We start from the raw sequence: 24,435 nt of genomic DNA, 5'->3' as shown, positions 1-24,435 counted from the left end.
TATATAAAAATTTGCTGAAAAAAAATAAATAAACGAGGGTCACTTTGCTTCATTTCTGGCTTGTGTATAATAAAGAACAAATATTATCCAATTGGAAAGACAAAGATACCATCAGTTTAAAGCGAAGGATTTCGTTTTGGACCAGGATTTTAGATCCTGGTTAAGCGGTACTGCTCCCGATAATGACCGTATCTGGGAGCGCTGGCTTGCCGAAGATGAAGAAATGGCAAGGGAGGTTGAAAAGGCCAAAATGCTGTTTCACGCACTGAATTTTAATAAATACCGTATTGAAGACGAGGCTGTTCAGGATGATTGGAAAAGGCTCAAATCTGTTATCATCAAAGACCCTTCCGAGCATTTACAAACGAAGTTCAGCGACAGAATAAACTGGCTTTGGAGTGTTGCCGCCGCCTGTGTGTTACTGGTTTCAATTTTTGCGGTGAAGCAATTCTGGTTTTCAAAGCCTGTTCCGGATCAAAACGAGCTGATCACCAGAATAGCGCCTAAGGGTGAACGTCTTACGATTAAGCTGATTGACGGCACATCGGTCCGGCTGAATTCCGGCTCGACCTTAACCTTTCCTAAAATGTTTCTTGGCGGCAAAAGGGAGCTTTCCCTCGTTGGAGAGGCTTATTTTGAAGTGGCACCTGATAAAAATGCACCCTTTATTATTCACACGGGGGAAGTTACCACCCAGGTTCTGGGAACTACTTTTGGTATCGAGGCCTATCCTGAAACAGGTGATGTGCGCGTGGCCGTGGTGGCAGGAAAGGTAAAGGTGAAATCCGAATCTGTTCGTGACAAACAAGAAGTTTTTCTGATCAAAAATGAAATGGCAACTTTTGACAAGACCGCCAAAAGACTTGCCGTGTCTGAATTTGACAGTAACAAACAGCTTGCCTGGAAAGACGGCGTACTCTACTTCGACAAGACTGATTTTTACAGCGTGATCAAAAAGCTGGAAAACTGGTATGGCGTGAAAATCCAGGTCAGCGAAAGTGTGAAGCCGGACCGGGAATGGAGGTTTAGCGGAAAGTTTGACAACCAGTCGCTGGACTATATCCTGAATGTAGTGCGCTACCCGAACCAGTTTTCATTTGAAATCAACAAGGATTTTGTAATCATTAAGTAAATGGAGAAAAATGAAGATACCAGCTAGCCGCGGAACAGGGATTTCGTGGGCAACAGGCCAGACGACGTGCTGGCAACGGATTTTACTGACTAACCTAACCAAATATACAATGAATGTAAAAGCTATACCACCTCCATTACGCACAATATTGAAAGTATATGCGATAGCCGGTTTGTTATTATTCAGCTTTTCTGCGGAAGCCTCCGTCAAAAACGAGAGGCGATTCCAGGAAAAAAGCATGGAACAAATCTACATTTCCATCAAATTAAAAGATGTTAAACTCGAAGAGGCATTCAGTGCTATTGTCGAAAAGGCGGACCTGAATTTCCAGTATGACAGAAAACTCGTCTTTAATAAGCGCCTTAAACGCAATTTTGAAAACGAAAGCCTTGGCGAATTACTTAGGTACATCTCCAGGGAAACGGGTCTGAGTTTTAAAAGGGTTAATGAAACCATTTATGTGACTGCGGCCGGTGCCCGTACGGTAACCGAGGAGATCAAAATACCGGGCACTTCCGGAAGTATTAAACCGGAAACTTCTATCAACAAGCCGGCAGATCAGGCTTATTCACAGCGGATCCAACAGGTGATGCACCATGCCATCCCGGCCATGGCGGTAACGGTTTCCGGCAGGGTTTCTGATGAAAAAGGGGATGCTTTGCCAGGCGTTAATGTGATTGAAAAAAGTACTTCCAATGGTACGTCAACGGATACCAACGGAGAATTTCGGATTACCGTTGCCAGCAGTTCTTCCATACTGACTTTCAGTTTTATTGGTTTTGTTTCGCAGGATATACAGGTTGGAAACCAGCAGAATTTAACTATTAAACTTAAATCGGAGGACAAATCGTTGGAGGAAATAATCGTTGTAGGTTATGGGACCCAAAAGAAAGTCAATCTGACGGGAGCGGTTTCTTCCATTAAAATTGACGAAAAAATAACCAGTCGCTCACTTTCCAATGTTTCGTCCGGGTTATCCGGACTTGTTCCGGGCCTTGCCGTTACACAGAATTCGGGTATGGCCGGAAGAAATAATGCGGCCCTGATCATCCGCGGGTTGGGTACGGTAAACAACAGCAATCCGCTGGTCGTGGTCGATGGGATGCCCGATGTTGACATTAACCGTATCAACATGAATGATATCGAAAGTATTTCCGTATTGAAAGATGCAACTTCGTCGTCGGTGTATGGTTCCCGGGCTGCGAATGGGGTTATTCTGATCACGACCAAGTCGGGTAAAGGGCAGGAAAAAGCCACGATCAATTTCACGGGAAATTATGCCGTTCAGGTCCCGACCAAAGCCTACGATTTTATGGCCGATTATCCGCGCGCGCTAACTTTACACCAACGTGCTGCCGGGGTTAACACGCTGCGCTCCAATCTGCTTTTCAAAGATGGAACCATTGATCAGTGGATGGCTTTGGGCATGATTGATCCGTTGAAATACCCCAATACGGACTGGTGGGACGTAATTATGCGCAACGGGGCGATCCAGAATTACAATTTATCCGCATCGGGCGGAGGTGAGAAATCCAACTTCTTTATTTCTGTGGGGATGATGGATGAAAAAGGATTGCAGGTCAATAATAATTACAAGCGCTATAATGCACGTTTTAATTATGATTACAAGATCCGTAAAAATATCAACACAGGTATAAAATTCAATGGGAACTGGTCTAATCTGAGCTATGCGCTTGAAGACGGATTTACCGATGATGATCCGCTCAACACGGCTGGTTTTGACTTGAAGGCCGCCATCGCCGGCATTGTTCCTTACGATCCTGTGACGGGTTATTTCGGTGGCGTGATGGCTTACAACGAAGATCCGCAGGCCTATAATCCCTACACGGTTTATGTCAATAACCTTAATAAACAAAACCGTCAGGAAGCCAATACCAGCATGTACCTCGACTGGACGCCAATCAAAGGGCTGACTGCCCGTATCGATTACGCGCTGAATTATTATAACCAATTTCGGTGGAACGCAAGTATTCCCAACCAGGCTTACAACTTCCAGACAAACAGTTTCGGTAGCCGGGTTTATGTAGGTGCCAATGCTGGTGTTGGCAATTTTACGAACACCGGTTTCAAAACGATGCTGAACGGTCGTCTGAATTACAACACGACGATTGCCAAAAATCATGAGCTGGGCGCGATGTTCGTATATAGTGAAGAGTATTGGTATGATCGTTATCAGGCAACTTCCCGAAACGACCGTTTGTATCCTTCCTTACACGAGGTCGATGCGGCACTTACGGATATTCAGTCGACGGGAGGAAATTCCTCAACAGAGGGTTTAAGGTCCTATATCGGAAGGATTAATTATGCTGCTTATGACAAATATTTACTTGAATTAAATTTCCGTACAGACGGGTCTTCCAAGTTTCTGCCTGGAAGCCAGTATGGTTTTTTTCCATCCGCGGCAGTTGGATGGCGGTTTACGGAAGAGTCATTTCTTAACGGGTTCACCTCTCGTTTTCTGACCAATGGTAAATTTCGTGCTTCTTACGGAAGTCTGGGAAACAATAGCGGCGTCGATCGGTATGAGCAGCAGCAGACCCTGGCGTCCAGCAATTATATGGCCGGGGGCGGTATCGTGAAGGGTTTTATCAATAAAAAACTGGTGAACCGTGATCTTTCCTGGGAAACGACGAAGGTATTAAACCTGGGAATCGATCTGGGCTTTCTAAATAACAGACTGACCACTGATATTGATTACTATGATCGTCTGACAACGGGAATGAACCGGCCTTCTGAAATGTCTATCCTGCTGACAGGCGCTTATGACGCACCCCGGAAGAATATTGGTGATTTAAGAAACCGAGGCGTTGAGGTTAATCTTGCCTGGCGGGACAAATTGGGAGATGTAACTTATATGATTAACCTGAATGGTTCCTACAATGCCACCCGGCTTGAAAAATGGAATGAATTTTTGGGAAGAGGAGCGACGACTTCGGTTAATGGTGTAAATGCATCTGGTAACACGGTTTTCATTGGCATGCCTTATAGCCATTTGTACACCTACGAAGACAACGGTATCGCGCAGACCTGGCAGGACGTTTACAACGCCACCCCGCAAGGTGCTTCGCCGGGCGATATTCTTCGCAAAGATATCAATGGAGACGGCCGGATTGATGACAATGATAAAAAGGCATATCCCAAAACGCAGCGTAACAGACCGACAACCAACTTTTCAATGAATGCAAATTTCTCATGGAAGGGAATAGACGTTTCATTTTTATTGCAGGGGGCCGCTGGGCGTAAAGATTTTTGGCTTAATGATTATAACAATGTCAACTTCGCCACGCAGCGATACGCATCCACTGTGAAACATTGGGAAAATCCCTGGTCGGTTGAAAACCGTGGAGGAGCCTGGCCGCGTCTGGGTGGTAGCGCAAACCGGGAGGAAACTACTTTCTGGCTTGATAACCTGGCTTATCTGCGTGTAAAAAATGTGCAGCTTGGCTATACATTGCCAGCGACCTTACTCAGAAAGATCGGCATCAGCAGCTTCCGGATTTTCGCATCGTCTGAAAACCTGGCGACTTTCACCAAATTTCGTGGCCTTGATCCGGAAATGGATGGAAATAAAAGCGATGCGTATCCCTTGAACAAATCTTATTCAGTTGGTATCAATATCGGTATCTAAAAAGCTATGCGTATGAAAAATATTAACCCAAAAATAATAACGGTAACGCTTTTGTCAGGATTGCTATTTTTTGCAAGTGCCTGTGTGCATGATTTGCTTGAACAAGAGCCAACCACGGAAGTAGCTACCAGCGTGTTCTGGAAAACAGAAGAGGATGCAACCTTCGCCCTTCAGGGGGCTTACTCATCGATAAGACCTTTGTTCGACCGTGATTATTATCTGGACGGACATGGAGAATATGTCAGAACAAGAGGAACCAGCGTGACAAACAACAACCTCAGGCTTGGGGATGCTTACCAGGGGGGAAACTTTAACCCAAGTGGTTATGCCGGAAGTTTTGATAAAATGTATCGCTACTTATATGGTGGGGCCAACCGTGCCAACTACGTCATTGAGAACGTAAATAAGATGATGGCAACAGCCAAACCTGAATCAATTCCCAGGCTCCAGACAATCCTGGGGGAGGCCAGGTTATTGCGCGGGATGGTCTATTTTCGCCTGATATCCATGTGGGGGGATGTTCCTTATATCCATAAAGTGATCAATAACAATGCAGAGGTTTCGGGCTTAACCCGGACGCCTATCGCGCAGGTGAAGGATTCCATCATGGCGGATTTTACTTATGCCTATGAAAAACTTCCCGCAAAAGCAGCAGCTACGGGTCGTGCAGGTAAGCCGGCGGCGTTGGCTTTCCGTGGGAAACTGCAATTGTACTGGGCAAGCTGGAATAAATTCGGATGGCCCGAACTGGGTACATTTAAGGCCGATGCCAATGCGGCGGATGCGGCTTACACGGCTGCGGCGGCTGATTTCGGCAAAGTGATCAATGATTTTGGCCTTACGCTTTTCCGTAACGGAGAACCGGGCGATATTGATTCTCTGGGAAAAGCCGAAAAACTGCCGAATTATTATTATCTCTTCACACCGGTTGCCAACAATGATCCGGAAATTATCATGGGCTTTACCCACGGCGGAACGGGAACCGGACAGGGAGAAGAATTGATGCGTGACGTTGCAGGACGCTCTCACGAGGGATCGCAGTGCTGGGTATCACCGCGCTACGAAATTGCAGACAGATATCAGTCGACTATCACGGGAGATTTTGCACCCAAACTGATCCCTATGAACGCAGCGAATGCCGGAGCCAGGACTACGCTGAACTCTGCGGTAAATCCTGCGAGTTATAAAAATCGTGACTACCGTATGAAATCATCGATTATGTGGGATTATGAGGTGAGTGTTGGTTTAATTTCCTTGAAATCAACGGGATGGTGCCCTTTTATTTATAAAACCTGGAACCAGCCCGTCACCATTGATGGCAATAAATACACGACTTATAATACCGATGGAAGTAATTCGGGCTATGTGTTCAGGAAATTCCTGCGCAATTATGCCGGACAAGGCCGAAGCGACGGAGATTACAATTATCCTGTTATGCGTCTTGCGGATGTGTATCTGATGTATGCCGAAGCCACAAATGCTGTCAAAGGCCCCGAGGTGGATGCGATTGCATTGGTAAATAAAATACGCCGCAGAGGAAATCTTCCGGCTTTGAAAGCTGAAAAAACGGCGAATAGCGCAGCGTTTTTTGCAGCCATCGAGCAGGAGCGCATCGTCGAGCTTTTCGCGGAAGGACACCGTGGCTTTGATATCCGCCGCTGGAGAGCGATGGAGCGGGTTTGGGGAGCTCCGTATACCGAAGGTGTATGGCGGATCGATTCTCATGGAGCCAATATGGATCGCTATTTTCAGAATACATCGGAAAGGACGTATCAGCAAAATTATATTTTCAGGATACCACCGGGAGAACGTGACCGTAATCCGAACCTTACCCAAAATACACCCTGGTTGTAATGTGTAAGCTCAGTTATTTCCAATATTAAACAGCGAAAAAGATGTTAAAAAATATAAGATTAATAGGCGCAGTATTTCTCACGGCCATAGCCATGATCGCCTGCAAGGAAGATTTTCCGGTTGATGAGGACGGCCTCCTGATCACCAGCAGGACACAGTGTTATGTCAGTAATTTTGAACTGCTTGGCTCTGATTTTCAAACAGTAAGGACAAAAAATGCAGTGGTTGATACCGTGGCCTTGACCGTTGATGTGGAAGTGTTTTATGGTACAGATCTTAAAAGTCTCAGACCGCAGTTTTCGCTTGTCACGGATGCGAAACTGGAACCGAAAATTACCGGTAAAGTGGATTTCTCAGACCTGGAAAATCCTAAAAAGTATACAGTCATTTCAGGAAACCGTCAGGTGAAAAAAACGTATACGGTGAAAATTACGGTTCAAAAACCTTAATCCCTAACTTGAAAAAATTATGAAACACAGTTATTTGTTCGGTTTGATTATGATGTTGTCAGTGACGTTTGTAATGACAGCTTGTGATGACGATGATGGTCTTACGGTTACGCCTAAAAATGAGTTGCAAAATGATGTGATCAAAAGGACACTGGGGCCAAACATGGTTGGGCTCAATATTGAATTTGCTTACGCGATGGCAATTCCCAAATCGTTGGGAAAGCTGGTGTCTGCGCAGGTGGAGGCATCCATTGGGGGAGCGGAAGGGACATATCTTGATAATAAGTCCTATTACACCAACGGCAGCGGGCAGGATGTGGGCATCGAAGTCGGGAGTGCTTCTGTGACTAGCGGGGCTAAAACGACGGTGACTTTTACGAAAGACACGATTGCTGCCACGCTGCGTTACTTTTACCGCATTCCCAATGCTGCGAGAGGGCAGGAGGTTACCTTTAAATTTTCTGCGAATGCAAGTAACGGGCAGACGGTGACCTATTCCATGGGGCCATACAAGATTGCACAAATGGACATGGTGCTCGATCTGGATGTCAAGGATAGCACGGCCGCTTACATATCCATTGCGGATATGGCTGTTTACGGTTCTGCGGACGCGGCTGCAAAAGCCGATAAAATTGACCTGGTGTATCTTTACCGGTCCATTCCCAACATTACTTTTAACCACGCGCTGGTTGCGCCTTCCAACAAGGAATATCTTCCTGGCGTGAAACTACCGGCCGGCGTCAACCGTAGCGCGAAGATTAACAAGGTCTGGGCACTGCGTGATCAGCAGCTGGCAAGGTTACAATTCGGTGTTTTTATTGATGATCCGGATTTTCAGCAGCTAAGTATTACCGACGCGCCTGATTTTGCCATTAACATGCGCGCAGAAGCCGGTGCCTGGGTAGAGACTGCCGATGGAAAGTACAGGGCATACATTTACATGAATTCAATAAACAATACGACCAAAAGTGCCAAAATCAGCATAAAGCGTTATACCTTGAAATAAATGATCTGAGCCAAATTTTTCCCGCATGACGTTTTTCGTTGTGCGGGAAAAATGGTTAATAGCCCACTTAAATCTTTCCAACTGGTTTCTGTAAAAGATCGACAATAAATGAAGTAGTGTTTTTATGTTTTTACGCTTTTGATAAGGCTGCCGGTTTTCAAGTGTTATTGATTGAATTTTCCAAACTCCAACGTAATCCTGAACCATGAAAAAAATCCTGATCCTGCTTTGCCTGTTGTTAACTAATATCCTGTTTGCCCAGGAAAATAAGTCTTCACCTGATGTGCTTAAATCGTTGAAAGCATCACATCCAAGGCTGCTTTTGTTAAAAGGGGAAGAACAATTAATCATCCGACAGACCAAAAAACATAAACAATGGAATGCCGTTCATCAGGGTATTTTGGCAGAATGTGATAAAATCATCGATCAGCCGCCGGTTGAACGGATTAAGATCGGGAAGCGTCTGCTGGATAAATCACGGGAATGCTTACGGCGGGTTTTTCAATTGTCATACGCTTACAGAACCACAGGCGATGATAAATATTTAAAAAGAGCCGAAAAAGAACTGCTCGCGGTTTCAGCCTTTGAAGACTGGAATCCAACGCATTTTCTGGATGTAGCCGAAATGACCATGGCTGTTGCGATTGGCTACGACTGGCTGTTTGATAAATTATCGGAAGAAAATCGCAAAACGATCCGCGAAGCGATTATCTCCAAGGGAATAAATCCGTCTTTTGATGATCAATACAATTCATTTTTAAAAGCCGAACACAACTGGAACCAGGTGTGTAATGCCGGGATGACTTTTGGCGTTTTGGCGATCGCGGAAGACGAACCGGAACTGGCAAGAAAAGTAATAACCCGTGCGGTTGCTTCCATTCCACGCGCTATGATGACTTCCTATGAGCCGGACGGCGCTTATCCGGAAGGGTTCAGTTATTGGGAGTACGGTACAAGTTTTAACGTGTTATTTAACAGTGCAATAGAAAAAGCGCTGGGGACTGATTTTGGATTATCCGCCGCTCCGGGTTTTTTGAAAACTGCCGGATTTATGCAAAATCTGGTGGGGCCAACGGGTTTGGCGGGCAACTGGGGAGACAGTGGTTTGAAAGGCGGATTAAGTCCCGCGATGTTCTGGTTTGCAGATAAGACCAAAGATACTTCTCTTTTATGGAATCAGAAAAAGCTGCTTGACAATCCAGAAAAAAGTTTTGTAAAAAACCGGATTTTACCAGCCTTACTGGTTTGGGGCGTTAAAACCGATCTGGAATCAATCAGGGAGCCGCAAAAGAAAATTTGGGTGGGCCAGGGGCCCAGTCCTGTGGGCCTGATGCGTACTTCCTGGACGGATACGAACGCGGTTTTTGTGGGATTTAAAGCCGGTTCGCCGTCGGTCAATCACGCGCATATGGATGTGGGTTCCTTTGTTCTCGATGCCAATGGTGAGCGCTGGGCAATGGATTTTGGGATGCAGGATTACAATTCTCTTGAAACAAAAGGCGTCGATTTATGGAACAGAGCGCAAAACTCCCAGCGTTGGGAAGTTTTCCGGTTAAATAATCTGGCGCATAACACACTGACTTTTGACGGACAATTGCAGCAGGTGAAAGGTTATGCGAAAGTTGATGCCTGGTCTGAGGCACCGGATAAGCCAGCGGTTATTTCTGATCTTTCCAAAATGTACGAGGGCCAGGTTGCATCCACGCAGCGTGGCATTTCTATCCTGGATCAGCGTTCCGTGGTGGTGAGAGACGAGGTAAAAACGCTGAATAAGCCGGTTACCATGCGGTGGAATCTGCTGACACCGGCAACTGTTAAAATTGTAAATGAAAAGACCATCGAGCTGTCGCAGCACGGCAAAAAGATGTTTTTGATTATCGACACGGAGGCGAAAATTGAGATTAAGACCTGGTCCACTGAGCCAACGCATGATTATGACGCGCCGAATCCTGATACACAGTTTGTTGGTTTTGAAGCCAAACTTCCAGCCAATTCGGTGTGGAGCTTTAATGTACATTTCACGGATTCAGAGCGGGTGGTTTCGATCCCGGCGCTCGACTCCTGGACTGTTAACATGAAATAAAATCCTGAAAATTCAATGAGCCCGGGCTATTCGTTTCGGGCTTTTTAAATCCTGATCCATGAAAAAGTATCTGTTCATTCTGTTGTTATTAAGTTTTCAGACAATCGCTCAAAACAATATCGTTTCAGAGCCGCATCGGTCGGTGCCGGTGATGCAGGGAAAAGGACAAACCAACGCAGATCTGGAATTGATCCGAAAAAGAGTTGTCGCAGACTTAATGGAACCGGCTGTTAACGTTCAGGAAATCAAAACATTGATAAAAAGTCAGAAACCAGACGGAACATGGCCGGAAATCAACTACCAGGACGTATCCAGAACAGGATTTGAACACAGTGAACATTTACGTAATATGCTGGAATTGAGCCGTGCATATAAAAAAAACGGATCTGCGTTCCATGAAAATCAGGAAGTGAAGAGGGTATTTTCAACGGCTTTGGATTTTTGGCTCGACCATGATTTTATTTGTGATAACTGGTGGTGGAATGAGATGGGAACGCCGCAGCTCATGATCAATATGCTCCTGGTCATGGATAATGATTTAACGGAAAGGCAAAAGAAGGAAGGTGTTTTTATTGCGGGAAGAGCCAACCTGGAAGCGTCCGGCGCAAGGCCGGGCGGTGATTTGATACAGATTGCCGGTATGCGGGGGAAACAGGCACTTTTTCAAAGAAATTCGCAGGAACTCGCGCAGGTTATCAACGTGATGGCGTCTGAAATTAAGGTGAGCACGGGGCGCGGCATGAAACCGGACCTGAGTTTTCATCACCGTACCGACAACGTGATTTCTACATTGGCCTATGGGACCGGTTATGCGGGTGCGTTTGCCTATTGGGCTGTAAAAATTGAAGGGACAAAATACAAATTGCCGGATCAGGCCATGAAATTGCTGGTGGATTATTTCCTGGACGGGATTTGTCCGTCTCTGATTTATGGAAAATACCCGGACCCGGGCGCAGAGAATCGTGGCATAAGCCGAAAAGGTGCGTTGAACCCGGTTGGACCTGAATTGGCTGAGAATCTTTTGACCGCAACCTCATACCGCAAGGCCGAACTGGAAAATATAGTAAAGATCAAAAAAGGCGAAGTGAAGCCTAATCTGACTGGGGATCATTATTTCTGGCATTCGCATTATTACACGCATCAGCGGCGGGATTACTATGTTTCGGTACGGATGCATTCCAGCCGAGCCAACAATATGGAGCAGCCGCACAATGAGGAAGGATTGCAAAATCATCATTATGGTGATGGCAGTAACTTTATTTCACGTACAGGAAAGGAGTATTACCAGATCTTTCCGGTTTGGGACTGGCAGAAAATACCGGGCACAACGGTCTTGCAAAAACCGGCTGTGGCACATTGGAAAGAGCTTGCCAAAAAAGGCCTGACTGATTTTGCAGGTGGTGTCACGGACGGAAGGTATGGCATTGCGGCTTTTGATTTTGCCAGCGTGCATGATCCTTTGAAAGCGAGGAAATCATGGTTCTTTTTTGATAAGGAATATGTGAGTCTGGGGGCTGGCATAAGCTCGGAGTCGGAACTGCCCGTTTTTACGACGCTGAATCAGTGTTTATTGAAAGGACCCGTACTGGTTAGCCATGATAAGCAGGTAGAAACGTTGCAGGAAGGAAGTCACAAGCTAGCCAACGTCAGCTGGATATTACATGACAGTGTCGCTTATCTGTTTTCAAAAGCAACAAATTTATCCGTAAGCAATACGACAGCAACGGGCAACTGGCGCAGGATCAACCATCAGTCCTGGGCGACAGACGAGCCAGTGAAAGCGGAAGTTTTCACGGCGTGGCTGGATCACGGAGGGAAACCGGAAAATAGTGATTATCAATACATTGTAGTTCCGGGCATTGGGGGAAATGGTGTTCGGGATTATGTGGAAAATCCGGTGATCAGCATCCTTGCCAACACACCGGAGATACAGGCCGTGCAGCATAGGGTATTAAACCAGACTGGAATTGTTTTTTACAAAGCAGGTAAGATCACCATGGGGAACGGAATTGTGGTAAGTGCTGAAAATCCCTGTCTGGTTATCATTAAAACCAAAGGTAATTCGATCGAGAAAATCAGTGTATCGGATCCGACAGCAAAATTGAAATCTATTCAGCTGGGGATGACGTGTAACGTTCAAGGTAAGGGCGCGCTATGGAAGGCTGAATGGAACAAGGAAAAAAAAGCAAGTATCATCACATTTGTTTTGCCTGTGGAGGGGTTGGCAGGTAAGACTGTGGTGGCGGAAGTGTTGAAGTGATCTTAACCTGTTGTAGTAGAGTAGCTTTTGGTTACAACCATCTTACTCGATAATAATTTATATGCTGTTTTAATTATTAGTTAATAACGATATAATACAATGAATTTATAGAAATTGTTGGCGTCAGTATTTTTAAAATTACTGGCAAATGTCCATATTTTACAATTTAATATCCAATGATTTCTATTCTGGCAACGTTCCCGAGAACGTTTGCGTAAATAAAATTCGTCTTTCTTTTTCAATTGTCTGCTCCTTTCCATAATCTCAACCATTAATACACAATTGTACTTTACAAGCAGAAAAGTAGATTTATTGATTTTGTTCTAATTAATGCAATCGGTTTAAATGAATCAAAACAAGAAATAATTGGATATAATTAATTTTAATGTTGCATTTTAAGAAGATAAGTGTCCCGGTAAGCCGGTGACGTATAGCGTAAATATCACCTAACCAATCTCTACATGCATATGGAACTTCAAACCAGAATTATTTCTCCGCCTTACACGTCCAAAAATCAGTTGGATAAACCAGGATGATGCCTTTGTTGACCTGACTCCATTTTTACGGGGTCTTGTATGATTATTTGGCGAAAAAATTATCTCATTTACATAGGGGCTAAATGTCTGTTTCTTCGTCAGCAACATAGCGTTTAAGAACATTTTGTAATTCTAACATATCCATTTTATATGAAAAAAAATTTTACGTGTATCAGGCAATACTTAATAGGTTGTGCCGTGGTGAGTGTAATGGGCCTGGGCGCGACAGCTCACGGAGGCACATTAGGTTCTTCTGTTCTGAACATAAGAACAACAATAGACAAAACGGTGACGGGGCAGGTGCTCTCATCCGAGGACAACACGCCAATTCCCGGCGTGTCCGTGGTTTTGAAGGGAACGCGAATAGGGACTAATACCGATGCCGATGGTAAGTTCAAAATTGATGTTCAGGATAATGGTTCCGTTTTGGTGTTCTCATCCGTTGGTTTTATTACACAGGAAATATCGGTGGGCGGGCAAAGTGTTATTTCGGTAGCGCTTGCCAGCGATATGAAAAGTTTGAGCGAGGTGGTTGTAGTGGGTTACGGAACGCAGCGGAAAAGCCAGACGACCGGTGCCATTTCATCTGTTTCAGCCAAGGAAATTACTGAAATGCCGATTACCAACCTTGGACAGGCACTGCAGGGTCGTACTGCCGGTGTTGACGTGAGCCAGGCAGGATCCAAGCCCGGAACGGTACCGAAGATTCTTATCCGTGGACGTCGTTCTTTCAACGCTGGAAATGATCCCCTTTATGTAGTTGACGGAATACCACTGGCAGCTGGTTATGAGGATATCAATCCCAACGATATTCAATCGATGGAGGTGTTGAAAGACGCAACGGCCACCGCGATTTATGGTGCGCGTGGTGCGAACGGTGTTGTCCTTGTAACTACGAAACGTGGTGGAGTAAAAGGCAAGACAACGGTGACTTATGATACCTATTTTGGACAATCGCAGGCACTTAATAAAATAGATCTTTTTAATGGCCCTGAATTCGCTGAGTATGTGAGAGAGGCGTATCGCTCAACCAAAAACAGCAAGGGTGAAATTATCTATACCGATGCCAATGGGGTGTATGTACCAACAGGGAAATCCGATCCGGCGGCCGATGCAAAAATTGCCGTATTGGGTGGAGATCCCAATGTCAAAGCAGGGATTGATGCAGGACGAAGTACAGATTACCAGGATCTGATTTTGAAAAAAGGGTTTCAGCAAAACCATACCCTTGGTGTTCAGGGAGGAAATGACAAAACCCAGTTTTACATTTCAGCAGGTGTTTTTCAGGATAAAGGTATTACGGAGGGCCTGGATTATACCCGGACTTCTGTTAGAACAAATATTGACCACAGTATTAACAAGAGGCTTAAAGTAGGTATTTCGTCGTACCTGATGTACAGCAATCGGAATGGGGAAAACCTGAATCCTTATAGCTTTACAATTCAGCAAAATCCGCTGGGTGCTCCATACAAAGAGGATGGAAGTATCAATTTCTCGCCAACAAACGATGCCCTTTTGACCAACCCATTGGCTGAAATTGTTAAAGGTGCGCAGGTTGATAATACCAAAAGATACAGAATTTTTAACAGTATTTATGCTGAAGCGCAAATTCTGGATGGTTTGAAATACCGTGTTAATTTTGGACCGGACATTACCGTTACACGTTGGGGAAGATTTGTTGGCGCCCAAACCAATGCGCGTAAAGGTGGTGATGCTCAGGCACTCAATCTCAACCGTTTTGGTTTCAACTGGACTCTTGAGAATATCCTTAGCTACAACAAATCATTCGGCGGCAAGCACAATCTGGGCGTCACACTGGTTCAGTCCATTCAGCGTGACAGATTTGAAAATTTTGGAACGAATGTGCAGGGTGTTCCTGTTGAGTCGCAGCAGTTTTATAACATGGGAAATGCAAGTTCCATATTACAAACTGTTAGTAACCTGTCGGAATGGACGATTAATTCCTTCCTTGGTCGTATCAATTATGACTTCAATGATAAATATCTTGTAACACTGACATTACGCCGTGATGGATCGAGCCGGTTTGGAGAGAATACCAAATGGGGTAATTTTCCAGGGGTTGCAGTGGGTTGGAACATCAGCAATGAGCCTTTTCTAAAGGGTACCTCATGGCTTGATTTACTAAAATTGAGAGCTGGCTGGGGTAAAGTGGGTAACCAGGGGGTGGCTCCTTACCAAACGCAGGGTTTACTTAACAGAACCGTTTATGCATGGGACAATACCGGTGCATTTGGTTACAGACCGGGTACGATCGGAAATAAGGATCTGCGCTGGGAAAGTTCGGCTTCGACGAACCTTGGTGTAGACTTTAGTATTTTCGCAGGTCGTGTGCAGGGATCTTTGGAAGTGTATCAGACCAATACGACCGACCTGCTTTTGTCTGACCAGCTTCCCGGATCAACCGGATTCAGCGCCGTAACACGCAATGTAGGAGAAACAAGAAACAGAGGTGTTGAGCTTGGTATTACAACCACCAACATGAATACCAAAGGCGGATTTAAATGGAATACCGATTTGCAGTTTACTAAAAACAGTGAAGCAATTATTTCTCTGTACAATGGAAAAGTGGACGATGTTGGAAACAAATGGTTTATCGGACAACCGCTTAACTCTTTCTATGACTACAAGAAAATTGGTATCTGGCAGGTGAGTGAGGCTGAGGAGGCGAAAAAATATTATCCGGGCGATCAAAACAATGCATTGGGTGCCGGTGTAGGCCAGGTGAAACTTCAGGATACCAACAATGATGGTATTATCAATGCGCAGGACCGCGTTTTACTCGGATCGGATGTTCCGGATTTCAGTGTTGGATTAACCAACCGGTTCGCTTACAAGGGATTTGATCTATCATTCTTCTTTTTCGGACGCTTCGGACAAAAGATTGTGAGCGGTTTCCATCAAAATAACAATGCGCTGGCAGGTCGCTATCAGCAAATTAAAGTGGATTACTGGACACCTGACAATCCGAATGCGCAGTATCCAAGGCCGTTTAGCAGCCAGGAATTTCCTCAGTACAATACCTCCCTTATTTATTTTAGCGGGTCGTTTATTAAGCTCCGCAACATTAACGCCGGATATACTTTTAGTAATAACATCACCAAACGGTTAGGTTTGGAGTCGTTGAGACTTTTCACAAGTATTCAGCAGCCTAAAATCTGGTCCAGCTTTATTTCCAAGTACAATGGTGTAGATCCGGAAACCGATGGAACCTCTGTTAACAATGGTATCACGCCGGCTACCAGAGTTTGGACCTTTGGTTTAAATGTTAAATTCTAAGGAAGGTTTCCTCAAAGAAGTTTGTAAAATTATTAATTGACTAAGACATGAATTTAAAATATATCATAAAACCTGCGAGAGTTGTTGCCATAGCAGCTTTGATGTTGTCGGGACAGGCTTGCAATCACTTACTGGACGAAGTAGTGATATCGGGAATCGACAACAAATACCTCAATACGGCCAAAGGGTTTGAGGATGGCGTTAACTCGGCTTACTCTGCTTTGCGGATTTACTATGCAACGCAGCTGGGCTTGACAATGACCGAATTTGGAACCGATATATATGCCACAGGAGCTGATGGCGGCTATAAAGGTTTCCATTTCTATGATACACAAATGAACCCGACTGTTGATTATCTGGCGACTTTATGGGATGAGTTCTACCGCGGAATCAATACCTGTAACGCGATTATAGACAGAGCTCCTAATGTGCAGGGGCTCAGTGAGGATACCAAAAAGTTACGAATCGCTGAGGTGAAATTTCTTCGTGCACATTATTACTTTATTTTATTTCAGCAGTATGGCGGCGTTGATTTACGCCTGACTGAAACTGTGGTAGCTTCAAAGGACACGAAGAGATATACTGATGCCGAAATGTATGCAGCAATTATCAAGGACATGAATGAGGCCCTGGCTGGTGTACCTGCGACTTCGGCGCAGTATGGTCGTATCATCAAGCCGGTTGTTGAGATGGGATTGGCAAAGGTTTATCTGGCAAAAGCATATTCCGCACAAAAAGCCGCCGACGATTTTACCAAGGCTGCTGACCTTTGCAAGAGCGTAACAACCAATTACGGCTTTAAATTACTGGATGATTTTGCCAGCGTGTTTGACGAAGGAAATCAAAAAAATACGGAGGTAGTCTGGGCGGCTCAATACACATCGGATCCACTGACCAACCTGACCAATAACACCGGAGCAACCAATGGAGGAAATAACCTGCATCTTTTCTTTGGCATGCAGTATGATGTTCAGGCTGGCATGCAGCGTGACATTTTGAACGGACGTCCATTCAAGCGCCTCAGACCAACCACGTATCTTACAGATGTTGTTTTTGGAGACAGAGTTAATGATTCCCGGTACAAAAAAACCTTTAAGGATACCTGGTTATCCAACAAACCTGGTACGTATAATACGGCATTTGATGATTCAAAAACCAGCGTAACTTTTGCTGCCGGAGATACAACAATATTCATTCCGGGATTTGAAATGTCAAAAGCAGACAGAGCGAAGAAGAAATACCAGGTTTTGGTGCCAAGTAAATATTCAGAAGCATTGTTTCCAACGTTGAAGAAGTTTTTTGATACCAAACGTCCTGATATGACCTATGAGGCAGGAAGTCGCGACTATTTCGTTTTCCGCCTGGCTGATACTTATTTGATGCTAGCTGAGGCTCAGTTGGGTGCCGGGAAAGTGAAGGATGCCACAGACGCCATTAATGCCGTGCGTGTGCGAGCAGGTTGGGCAGGTAAAAAGGACGCGATGGTTATCAAGGAATCCGAGATGACTTTTGAAATGCTGATGGAAGAGCGGGCGAGAGAGCTGGCTGGTGAACAAACACGCTGGATGGATCTTAAACGTTGGGGGAATTTGGTAGATCGTGTCAAAAAATACAATCCCCAGGCAGCAGCGAACATAGGAGAGCGGCATTTGGTGAGACCTATCCCGCAAACCCAGATTGACCGTAGTGCAAAAAATGCAGAAGGTGTTTCTGTTTTTGGTCAAAACCCGGGCTATTAATTCAGATGTTTTTCTGATGGCGTTTGATTAACTAAAATTTGAAATTGAATAGAGGAGGTCGCCCTGTTTCAGGACGGCCTCCTTTCGTTTTTTTTTATTTTTTTTATCCTCAATAAATATTCGTTTTGCCTGTATCAGACACACATATGATATATTTTAAATAATTCTGTTAAAAAATTGAACTAATCATTGTAGGGGTTGGAATGTTTCTATTTCGTCGTGGTTTTTTGATATGCAATCGGTTGCAACTAATATTTCAATCGATTGCATATATACCTAAACCGATTTACTCACCAATTCTAAACCTACATTCAATGAACAAAGGATCTTCTCAAATCCCTTTGCGAATGGTCAAGGGATGCGTGCTCATGGCATTGCTGGTTTCCCCTTCATTTGCCTTTTCCGGAGTCTTGCGGTCCAAGCCCGGAATAGCAGTCCTGGACCGGATCGACAGAAAAATTACAGGACGGGTTTTAGCCAAAGACGACAATACGCCGGTGCCCGGTGTAACGGTTCTTGTGAAAAACACGACCACGGGAACAACGACCGATGTGAATGGGAAATATGAAATCAGCGTTCCGGGCGACGACGTAATTTTAGTGTTTTCGGCCGTCGGATTTCTCTCTCAGGAAAAGCCGGCAGGTAACCAAAGCAGCATTGAAGTCATACTGGCATCCGATCAAAAAACGCTGGATGAGGTTGTTGTGGTCGGTTATGGTACGCAGAAAAAGCGCGATTTGACGGGTGCGGTTTCTCAGATCAACACTTCCAAACTGGAGAATGAAAATCCGAACTCGGTGCAGGACATTCTTAGGGGCAACGTTGCCGGTTTAAACGTTGGAATGTCGCCATCCGCAAAAGGTGGTGGTAGTTTACTGGTACGCGGGAGAAACTCAATTAATGCCGCTACAAGTCCCTTGTTGGTACTGGACGGCACAATCTATTACGGTGATTTATCAGATATTAATCCAAATGATATCGAAACCATCGATGTACTGAAAGATGCCAGTTCTACCGCCGTTTTTGGAGCAAAAGCAGCGAGTGGCGTTATTTTGATTACCACCAAAAAAGGAAAAGACGGGAAAGCAGTCATTAACATCAATTCCAACATGGGTATTGGGAATGTATCGAAGAACCAACCTGTGCTGGGCCCGGACGAGTTTGTTGCATGGCGCGGCGATGTCATGAAAAACATTAACGCAACCTATAAACCGCATCAGTTTGATAATCCTGCGAATTTACCCTCGGATTTAACGCTCGATCAATGGCTTGCCTACGATGGATCAAAAGGAGATCCGACGACGATCTGGTTACAGCGTCTTGGTATGCAGCCAGTTGAAATAGAAAATTACAAGGCTGGTAAAAGTGTGGATTGGTATAAAAAGGTTTTCCAGACTGGTGTCAGACAGGATCACACGGTCAGTCTTTCCGGAAAAAAGGAGGCAATTTCCTATTTTATGTCTTTGGGATACCTTAAAAATGAAGGTATCATTACTGGCGACCAGTTCAGTACAGTTCGTGGACGCGTAAACCTGGAAGGTAAAATCAGTAAATTTTTATCCGTCGGCATGACCACGCAGTTTGCAGATAAAGACGAAAGTCAGGTTCCGGTTGATTACAATCTGGCCAGGATACTTTCTCCCTGGGGCTCTGAATATAATGCGGACGGGACTTATAAATGGAGGCCGAATAACGAGGCGAGTGGCGGTAATCACCCTTATTACCAACGCCAGTTTATTGATCGCAGGGTTAAATACACAACTTTAAATACGACACTTTTTGGTGTTGTAACCTTGCCATTTGGGTTTTCTTATCGAGTTAACTACACGCCCCGCTATGAATTTTACGAGCGCTTTAATCATGAATCCGCGAAACATGCCGAATGGGCTGCCGTTGGGGGTAGTTCGAGTAGACAGAATCGTAAAACATTCAACTGGCAGGTAGATAATATTATCAAATGGAATAAAGTATTTGGGGCTCATAACTTCGATCTGACTTTATTGGCCAATGCTGAAAAATATCAGAGATGGGATAATACAATGACCAATAAAGGGAACCTGCCAACCGATGTACTGGGATATCATGGGATTGGGGGTGGAATTCTACCGACTGTTGCTGCGAACGACGAATATAGCACAGGTGATGCATTGATGGCGAGATTATTCTATTCATATAAAGATCGTTACATGGTTACGTTGTCCACCCGACGTGACGGATACTCGGCATTTGGGCAGCAAAATCCCCGTGCTACTTTCTCGTCAGCTGCGTTGGGCTGGGTATTTTCTGATGAAAAATTCTTCAAAAGCAGCTGGCTAAGCTATGGGAAACTCCGCGCTTCCTGGGGTAGCAATGGGAACCGGGACATCGGATTGTATGAGGCTTTGTCTGATTTGAATACGGGGAAATATTTGCACGTGCGGGCAGATGGTACGGTGTATCTGGTTAATCAGCTGTACGTGAACAGAATGCAGAATGCCAAGTTGAAGTGGGAGAGGACCGCGGCATTTAATCTTGGACTTGATTTTGGAATATTGAACAACGTTTTAGAGGGTTCTGTCGAGGTCTATAAATCCTCAACAACAGATCTTTTGGTGAAACGTGCTCTTCCTGATATCCTGGGTTTCAGCTCGGTTTGGGATAACCTGGGTGAAGTTGAAAATAAGGGGATAGAATTCAGCCTGAATTCAGTTAATATGAATCGCGAGAATTTTACATGGAGGACAACGGCCAATTTTCAGTTAAACAGAAATAAAATCGTTTCACTTTACGGAGATAAGGATGCTAACGGAAAAGAAAAGGACGACGTTGCCAACAAAAGATTTATCGGCCATGCGCTTGACGAAATCTGGGATTATAAAATTGATGGTGTATGGCAGGTTGCCGAAAAAGAAGCAGCTGCAAAGTACGGCGTGAAACCGGGTGATTTTAAAATCAGAGATGTTGACAACGATGGCAAATACTCAAATGCAGACAAAGTATTTCAGGGCTACACCAATCCGCGTTTCCGTTGGACTTTGAGAAATGACTTCAAACTTTTCAAGGTTCTGGATGTTGGTATTGCAGTTTATTCTTACTGGGGACATAAAGCAGGATTCAACCAGATGAAAAACAGGGATGGATTCGTTGACAGAACCAGTTCCTACAAATTTCCATATTGGACAGAAGAAAATCCTTCGAATGAATGGGCAAGGCTTTATTCCAGTGAAGGAGGATCCAGCGGTTTTAACGTGTACAGAGATCGCTCATTTATTCGTCTTGACAATATTTCCTTAGGCTACACGATACCTAAAAAACATGTGCAGAAGATAGGTATTGATAATCTAAAATTCTTTTTCTCAGCTAAAAACCTGGGCTACTATGCTCCAAAATGGAACTACTGGGATGCTGAGCCTGATGTGGATAATAACAATGTTCCTTCTCCACGCGTGCTCACCGTTGGTGTCGACATTACTTTGTAACAAAATATAAGCGATAAAAATTATGAAACATAGATATCAAAATACGGGCAAAAAGCTTCTGATGGGTGTATGCGTGCTGATGACAACACTTGTCGGCTGTGACGAGGCCAGGCTGAAACCCAAACCACTTTCGTTTTTTGCGCCGGAAAATACTTTTGGTGATCCGGCTGGATTACGGGCGACACTTATAGCCTGCGAGCGTAACATGCGATATGAGTGGTACGGCGACAATCCCCCAATTCTCACAGAGAGTATATTTTCGGACATAGCCGTCGAGGGAACTACCGACAAATCCGGACCAGCGCAGAATATGAACCTTCAGATCACGCCGGATGCGCAGCTTAACAGTGCAGATTATAACAGAATCGGGTGGTTTTGGCTGGAGGGTTACAAAGGAATAAAATATGCAAATGTGGCCATTTCCCGTATTGATGAGCCGACTTACAAAAATGAGCAAGAAAGAAATGAACTTCTGGGCACTGCTTATTTTCACCGGGCATTCCGGTATTACCGGCTTGTAAATCAGTTTGGCGACGTACCACTTATTCTTGACGAAGTGGTGGAAGCCAAGCTTGATTTTCAGTCTACCAAAAGAGAAGTAATTCTCAAGAAAATGAAGGAAGATTTGGAGTTTGCAGAGAAATGGGTACCTGTTATCGTGGATAAGGGAATGGTTAACAGGGGAGCAGTCAGTCACCTTTTGACCAAGGTAAACCTTTCATTAGGCTTGTTTGACGATGCAGTAAAATCTGCAAACAATGTTATTGATGGCGGGACACATAGGTTAATGACAAATCGCTTTGGGGTTCATGCGAGTGATGCAACCAAAAACGTAATTTGGGATATGCACCGTCCTGAAAACAAGGCCGCCAGTGTAAATACAGAAGCTTTACTTTTGGTCATTGACCGCCTTTTAATTGATGGAAACTTCGATGGCGGGATTCAAAGTATGCGAAATGGTGTTCCGTTTTGGCATAATAATATCAATACGCCATCTGGCAACAGAGGGACAATTGATACTTATGGCATCGAGTTTGATCAGGTTAATAAGTATGGAAGGGGTATTGGACGATTAAGACCGACCTGGTATTCCACGCATAGCGTTTGGGATGATAAAAACGATCTTCGCCACGCGCCGGGCAATTGGATGAGAATGCAGGATTTGATTTACAATAATCCGTCCATTAAAGCAGGTGATCGCGATTATGGTAAAAATCTTCGTTTGCGTACAGATGCAGGGGCTCTATTGACGATTGATACCATTCGTTGCTGGTTCGACTGGCCGCATTATAAGCTATATGTGGCTGATCCGGAGCGTGTTCAGGCGGCTGGCGGGCACACGGACTGGTATGTTTTCAGATTGGCGGAAACGCATTTATTGCGTGCAGAGGCCTATTTTTGGAAAGGTGACCTTGTCAATGCCGCGAAGGATATCAACGCTGTTCGCACAAGAGCCGCATGTGCACCCATTACAGACGGCAAAATTACGATCGGTACAATTCTGGATGAAAGAGCCCGCGAACTTTACTACGAGGAACCAAGGAAAACTGAACTTACCCGTATCGCATACATTTTGGCTCAAACGGGCAAAGCAGCGTATAACGGAAAAACGTATAGTTTGGAAAATTTTTCTGACAACAATTTTTTCTATGACCGTATCATGGAAAAGAGCAATTTTTACAATAAAGGCGTAAAAACACGTCACGGAGATGAATATACAATGAGCCCTTATCATGTGCTCTGGCCTATACCGTCGGCAACGATTCAAGGGAATACCCAGGGAGTTATTAATCAAAACAAGGGATACAAGGGATACGAAAATAATATTCCGCCGCTTACTTCCATCGCCGGAAAGTGAGGTGACGAATGAATTAGTACATGCAGAAAAGCTCCCGGTTTCGGGGGCTTTTCTGCATTATATTCGTCTTGTAAAAAAGTGATACAATTTTTCTGAACCTTGCCTAAAAAGACAACTATGAAAACAATTGAAGCCGCAGACAGAAGACTTTTTCTACGTAATTTTTCACTGGGCGCCGCAGCGCTTCTGACATCTTCTGCCTGGGCAGAAACGCTTTTGAAAAAGGGCGATGTGAAGATCGGATATTCCGCCATTACCTGGGGCGGAAAAGATGAGCAGGCCATGGCGGATCTGTCGGGGCTTGGGTTCAAAGGAATTCAGCTGAGGGCCAACACTTTTGGGCCCTACCGCAATAAGGTGTCCGAGCTGAGGGATGCGCTTGTGAAAAATCATCTGACCCTATGCATGTTTTCAAGTGGTAACGTAGAAATTGATCCTGCCAAATTTGAAAGCACCGTGGATACCCATGTTGCGCACGCCAGTTTTGTAAAGGCATTGGGCGGAAGTGCTTTGCAGCTAACAAATAGTTTACGTCCGAAAGACCGGGCGCCGTCGGTGGAGGAATTAAAAAAACTGGCAAAGGTGATGAATGAAATTGGTAAGCAAACGGCTGATTTGGGAGTACAGGCCGTTTATCATAACCACATGAATCAGCTGGGCGAAACGCCGGAAGAGGTGGATGTGATTGTGCAGGCGATGGATCCAAGGTATATTAAGTTGCTTTTGGATATTGCGCACTATAAGCAGGGCGGGGGAGAACCTCAGGATGCCATTGTCAAATACAAGGACATGATCCATTCCCTTCATTTGAAGGACACAAAACCGGCTGAAACCAAAAGCGGCTACAAGTTTGTCGAGTTGGGGCAAGGACGTGTGAATGTTCCGGCGGTATTTGAATCACTCAACAAAATTAAGTTTAAAGGGTGGGCTGTTGTTGAACTGGACGGTGTGCCTGATCCGGAAAAATCACCGTTGATTTGTGCGCAGATTAATAAGAAATATATCACGGAAACGTTGAAGTATCCGTTGGGGTAAAAGAAAGGTTATTTTATAATTCAGCATCGAAATAATATTTCTTATCCAGGTCATCTGGCAATGATTTTGTAAGGGTAAT

At 44.7% G+C, this 24,435-nt stretch carries 12 protein-coding genes; all 12 read left to right on the top strand.

The window, feature by feature from the left end; genetic code table 11:
- Window positions 1-91 precede the first annotated feature (91 nt).
- Complete coding sequence (locus RB622_RS01130; protein ID WP_308044639.1) at window positions 92-1,132, top strand: FecR domain-containing protein; 1,041 nt, start codon at window positions 92-94, stop codon at window positions 1,130-1,132.
- A 10-nt stretch (window positions 1,133-1,142) separates the two neighbouring features.
- A complete protein-coding gene (locus RB622_RS01125; protein WP_308044638.1) occupies window positions 1,143-4,781 on the top strand; it encodes a TonB-dependent receptor in 3,639 nt (1,212 codons plus the stop codon).
- Window positions 4,782-4,793: 12 nt separating this feature from the next.
- Entirely contained in the window at window positions 4,794-6,635 is a 1,842-nt protein-coding gene (locus tag RB622_RS01120) for a RagB/SusD family nutrient uptake outer membrane protein (RefSeq protein WP_308044637.1), read from the top strand.
- A 41-nt stretch (window positions 6,636-6,676) separates the two neighbouring features.
- The gene (locus RB622_RS01115) at window positions 6,677-7,084 is read left to right on the top strand and encodes a hypothetical protein (protein ID WP_308044636.1); all 408 of its coding nucleotides are present in this window, start codon (window positions 6,677-6,679) and stop codon (window positions 7,082-7,084) included.
- 19 nt (window positions 7,085-7,103) lie between these two features.
- The gene (locus RB622_RS01110) at window positions 7,104-8,090 is read left to right on the top strand and encodes a DUF4466 family protein (protein WP_308044635.1); all 987 of its coding nucleotides are present in this window, start codon (window positions 7,104-7,106) and stop codon (window positions 8,088-8,090) included.
- A gap of 205 nt (window positions 8,091-8,295) precedes the next feature.
- Window positions 8,296-10,173, top strand: coding sequence for a heparinase II/III family protein (locus RB622_RS01105; RefSeq protein WP_308044634.1), 1,878 nt, complete (start codon window positions 8,296-8,298; stop codon window positions 10,171-10,173).
- Between the two features lie 58 nt (window positions 10,174-10,231).
- On the top strand, window positions 10,232-12,433 hold the full coding sequence (locus tag RB622_RS01100) for a polysaccharide lyase family 8 super-sandwich domain-containing protein (protein ID WP_308044633.1): 2,202 nt from the start codon (window positions 10,232-10,234) through the stop codon (window positions 12,431-12,433).
- Between the two features lie 686 nt (window positions 12,434-13,119).
- The gene (locus RB622_RS01095) at window positions 13,120-16,266 is read left to right on the top strand and encodes a TonB-dependent receptor (RefSeq protein ID WP_308044632.1); all 3,147 of its coding nucleotides are present in this window, start codon (window positions 13,120-13,122) and stop codon (window positions 16,264-16,266) included.
- Between the two features lie 47 nt (window positions 16,267-16,313).
- Window positions 16,314-18,005 (top strand): RagB/SusD family nutrient uptake outer membrane protein, encoded by a 1,692-nt coding sequence (locus tag RB622_RS01090; RefSeq protein ID WP_308044631.1) that lies wholly within the window; start codon window positions 16,314-16,316, stop codon window positions 18,003-18,005.
- Between the two features lie 314 nt (window positions 18,006-18,319).
- The gene (locus RB622_RS01085; RefSeq protein WP_308044629.1) at window positions 18,320-21,463 is read left to right on the top strand and encodes a SusC/RagA family TonB-linked outer membrane protein; all 3,144 of its coding nucleotides are present in this window, start codon (window positions 18,320-18,322) and stop codon (window positions 21,461-21,463) included.
- Between the two features lie 22 nt (window positions 21,464-21,485).
- Window positions 21,486-23,321, top strand: a complete 1,836-nt coding sequence (locus RB622_RS01080; protein WP_308044628.1) for a RagB/SusD family nutrient uptake outer membrane protein — start codon at window positions 21,486-21,488, stop codon at window positions 23,319-23,321.
- 117 nt (window positions 23,322-23,438) lie between these two features.
- Complete coding sequence (locus RB622_RS01075; protein ID WP_308044627.1) at window positions 23,439-24,356, top strand: sugar phosphate isomerase/epimerase family protein; 918 nt, start codon at window positions 23,439-23,441, stop codon at window positions 24,354-24,356.
- Window positions 24,357-24,435: the final 79 nt, after the last annotated feature.

Origin of the sequence: Dyadobacter sp. LHD-138 (assembly GCF_030929615.1) — a bacterium.
In the GTDB taxonomy this organism is placed as follows: Bacteria; Bacteroidota; Bacteroidia; order Cytophagales; family Spirosomataceae; genus Dyadobacter.
Note: the sequence above shows the minus strand (reverse complement) of the source record. Positions and strands in the feature narration are given on the sequence as shown.

Coding starts and splice junctions, on each gene's coding strand:
- RB622_RS01115 (WP_308044636.1), top strand. CDS start 6,677: ATGTTAAAAAATATAAGATTAATAGGCGCAGTATTTCTCACGGCCATA.
- RB622_RS01085 (WP_308044629.1), top strand. CDS start 18,320: ATGAACAAAGGATCTTCTCAAATCCCTTTGCGAATGGTCAAGGGATGC.
- RB622_RS01075 (WP_308044627.1), top strand. CDS start 23,439: ATGAAAACAATTGAAGCCGCAGACAGAAGACTTTTTCTACGTAATTTT.
- RB622_RS01110 (WP_308044635.1), top strand. CDS start 7,104: ATGAAACACAGTTATTTGTTCGGTTTGATTATGATGTTGTCAGTGACG.
- RB622_RS01100 (WP_308044633.1), top strand. CDS start 10,232: ATGAAAAAGTATCTGTTCATTCTGTTGTTATTAAGTTTTCAGACAATC.
- RB622_RS01120 (WP_308044637.1), top strand. CDS start 4,794: ATGAAAAATATTAACCCAAAAATAATAACGGTAACGCTTTTGTCAGGA.
- RB622_RS01080 (WP_308044628.1), top strand. CDS start 21,486: ATGAAACATAGATATCAAAATACGGGCAAAAAGCTTCTGATGGGTGTA.
- RB622_RS01105 (WP_308044634.1), top strand. CDS start 8,296: ATGAAAAAAATCCTGATCCTGCTTTGCCTGTTGTTAACTAATATCCTG.
- RB622_RS01125 (WP_308044638.1), top strand. CDS start 1,143: ATGAAGATACCAGCTAGCCGCGGAACAGGGATTTCGTGGGCAACAGGC.
- RB622_RS01095 (WP_308044632.1), top strand. CDS start 13,120: ATGAAAAAAAATTTTACGTGTATCAGGCAATACTTAATAGGTTGTGCC.
- RB622_RS01090 (WP_308044631.1), top strand. CDS start 16,314: ATGAATTTAAAATATATCATAAAACCTGCGAGAGTTGTTGCCATAGCA.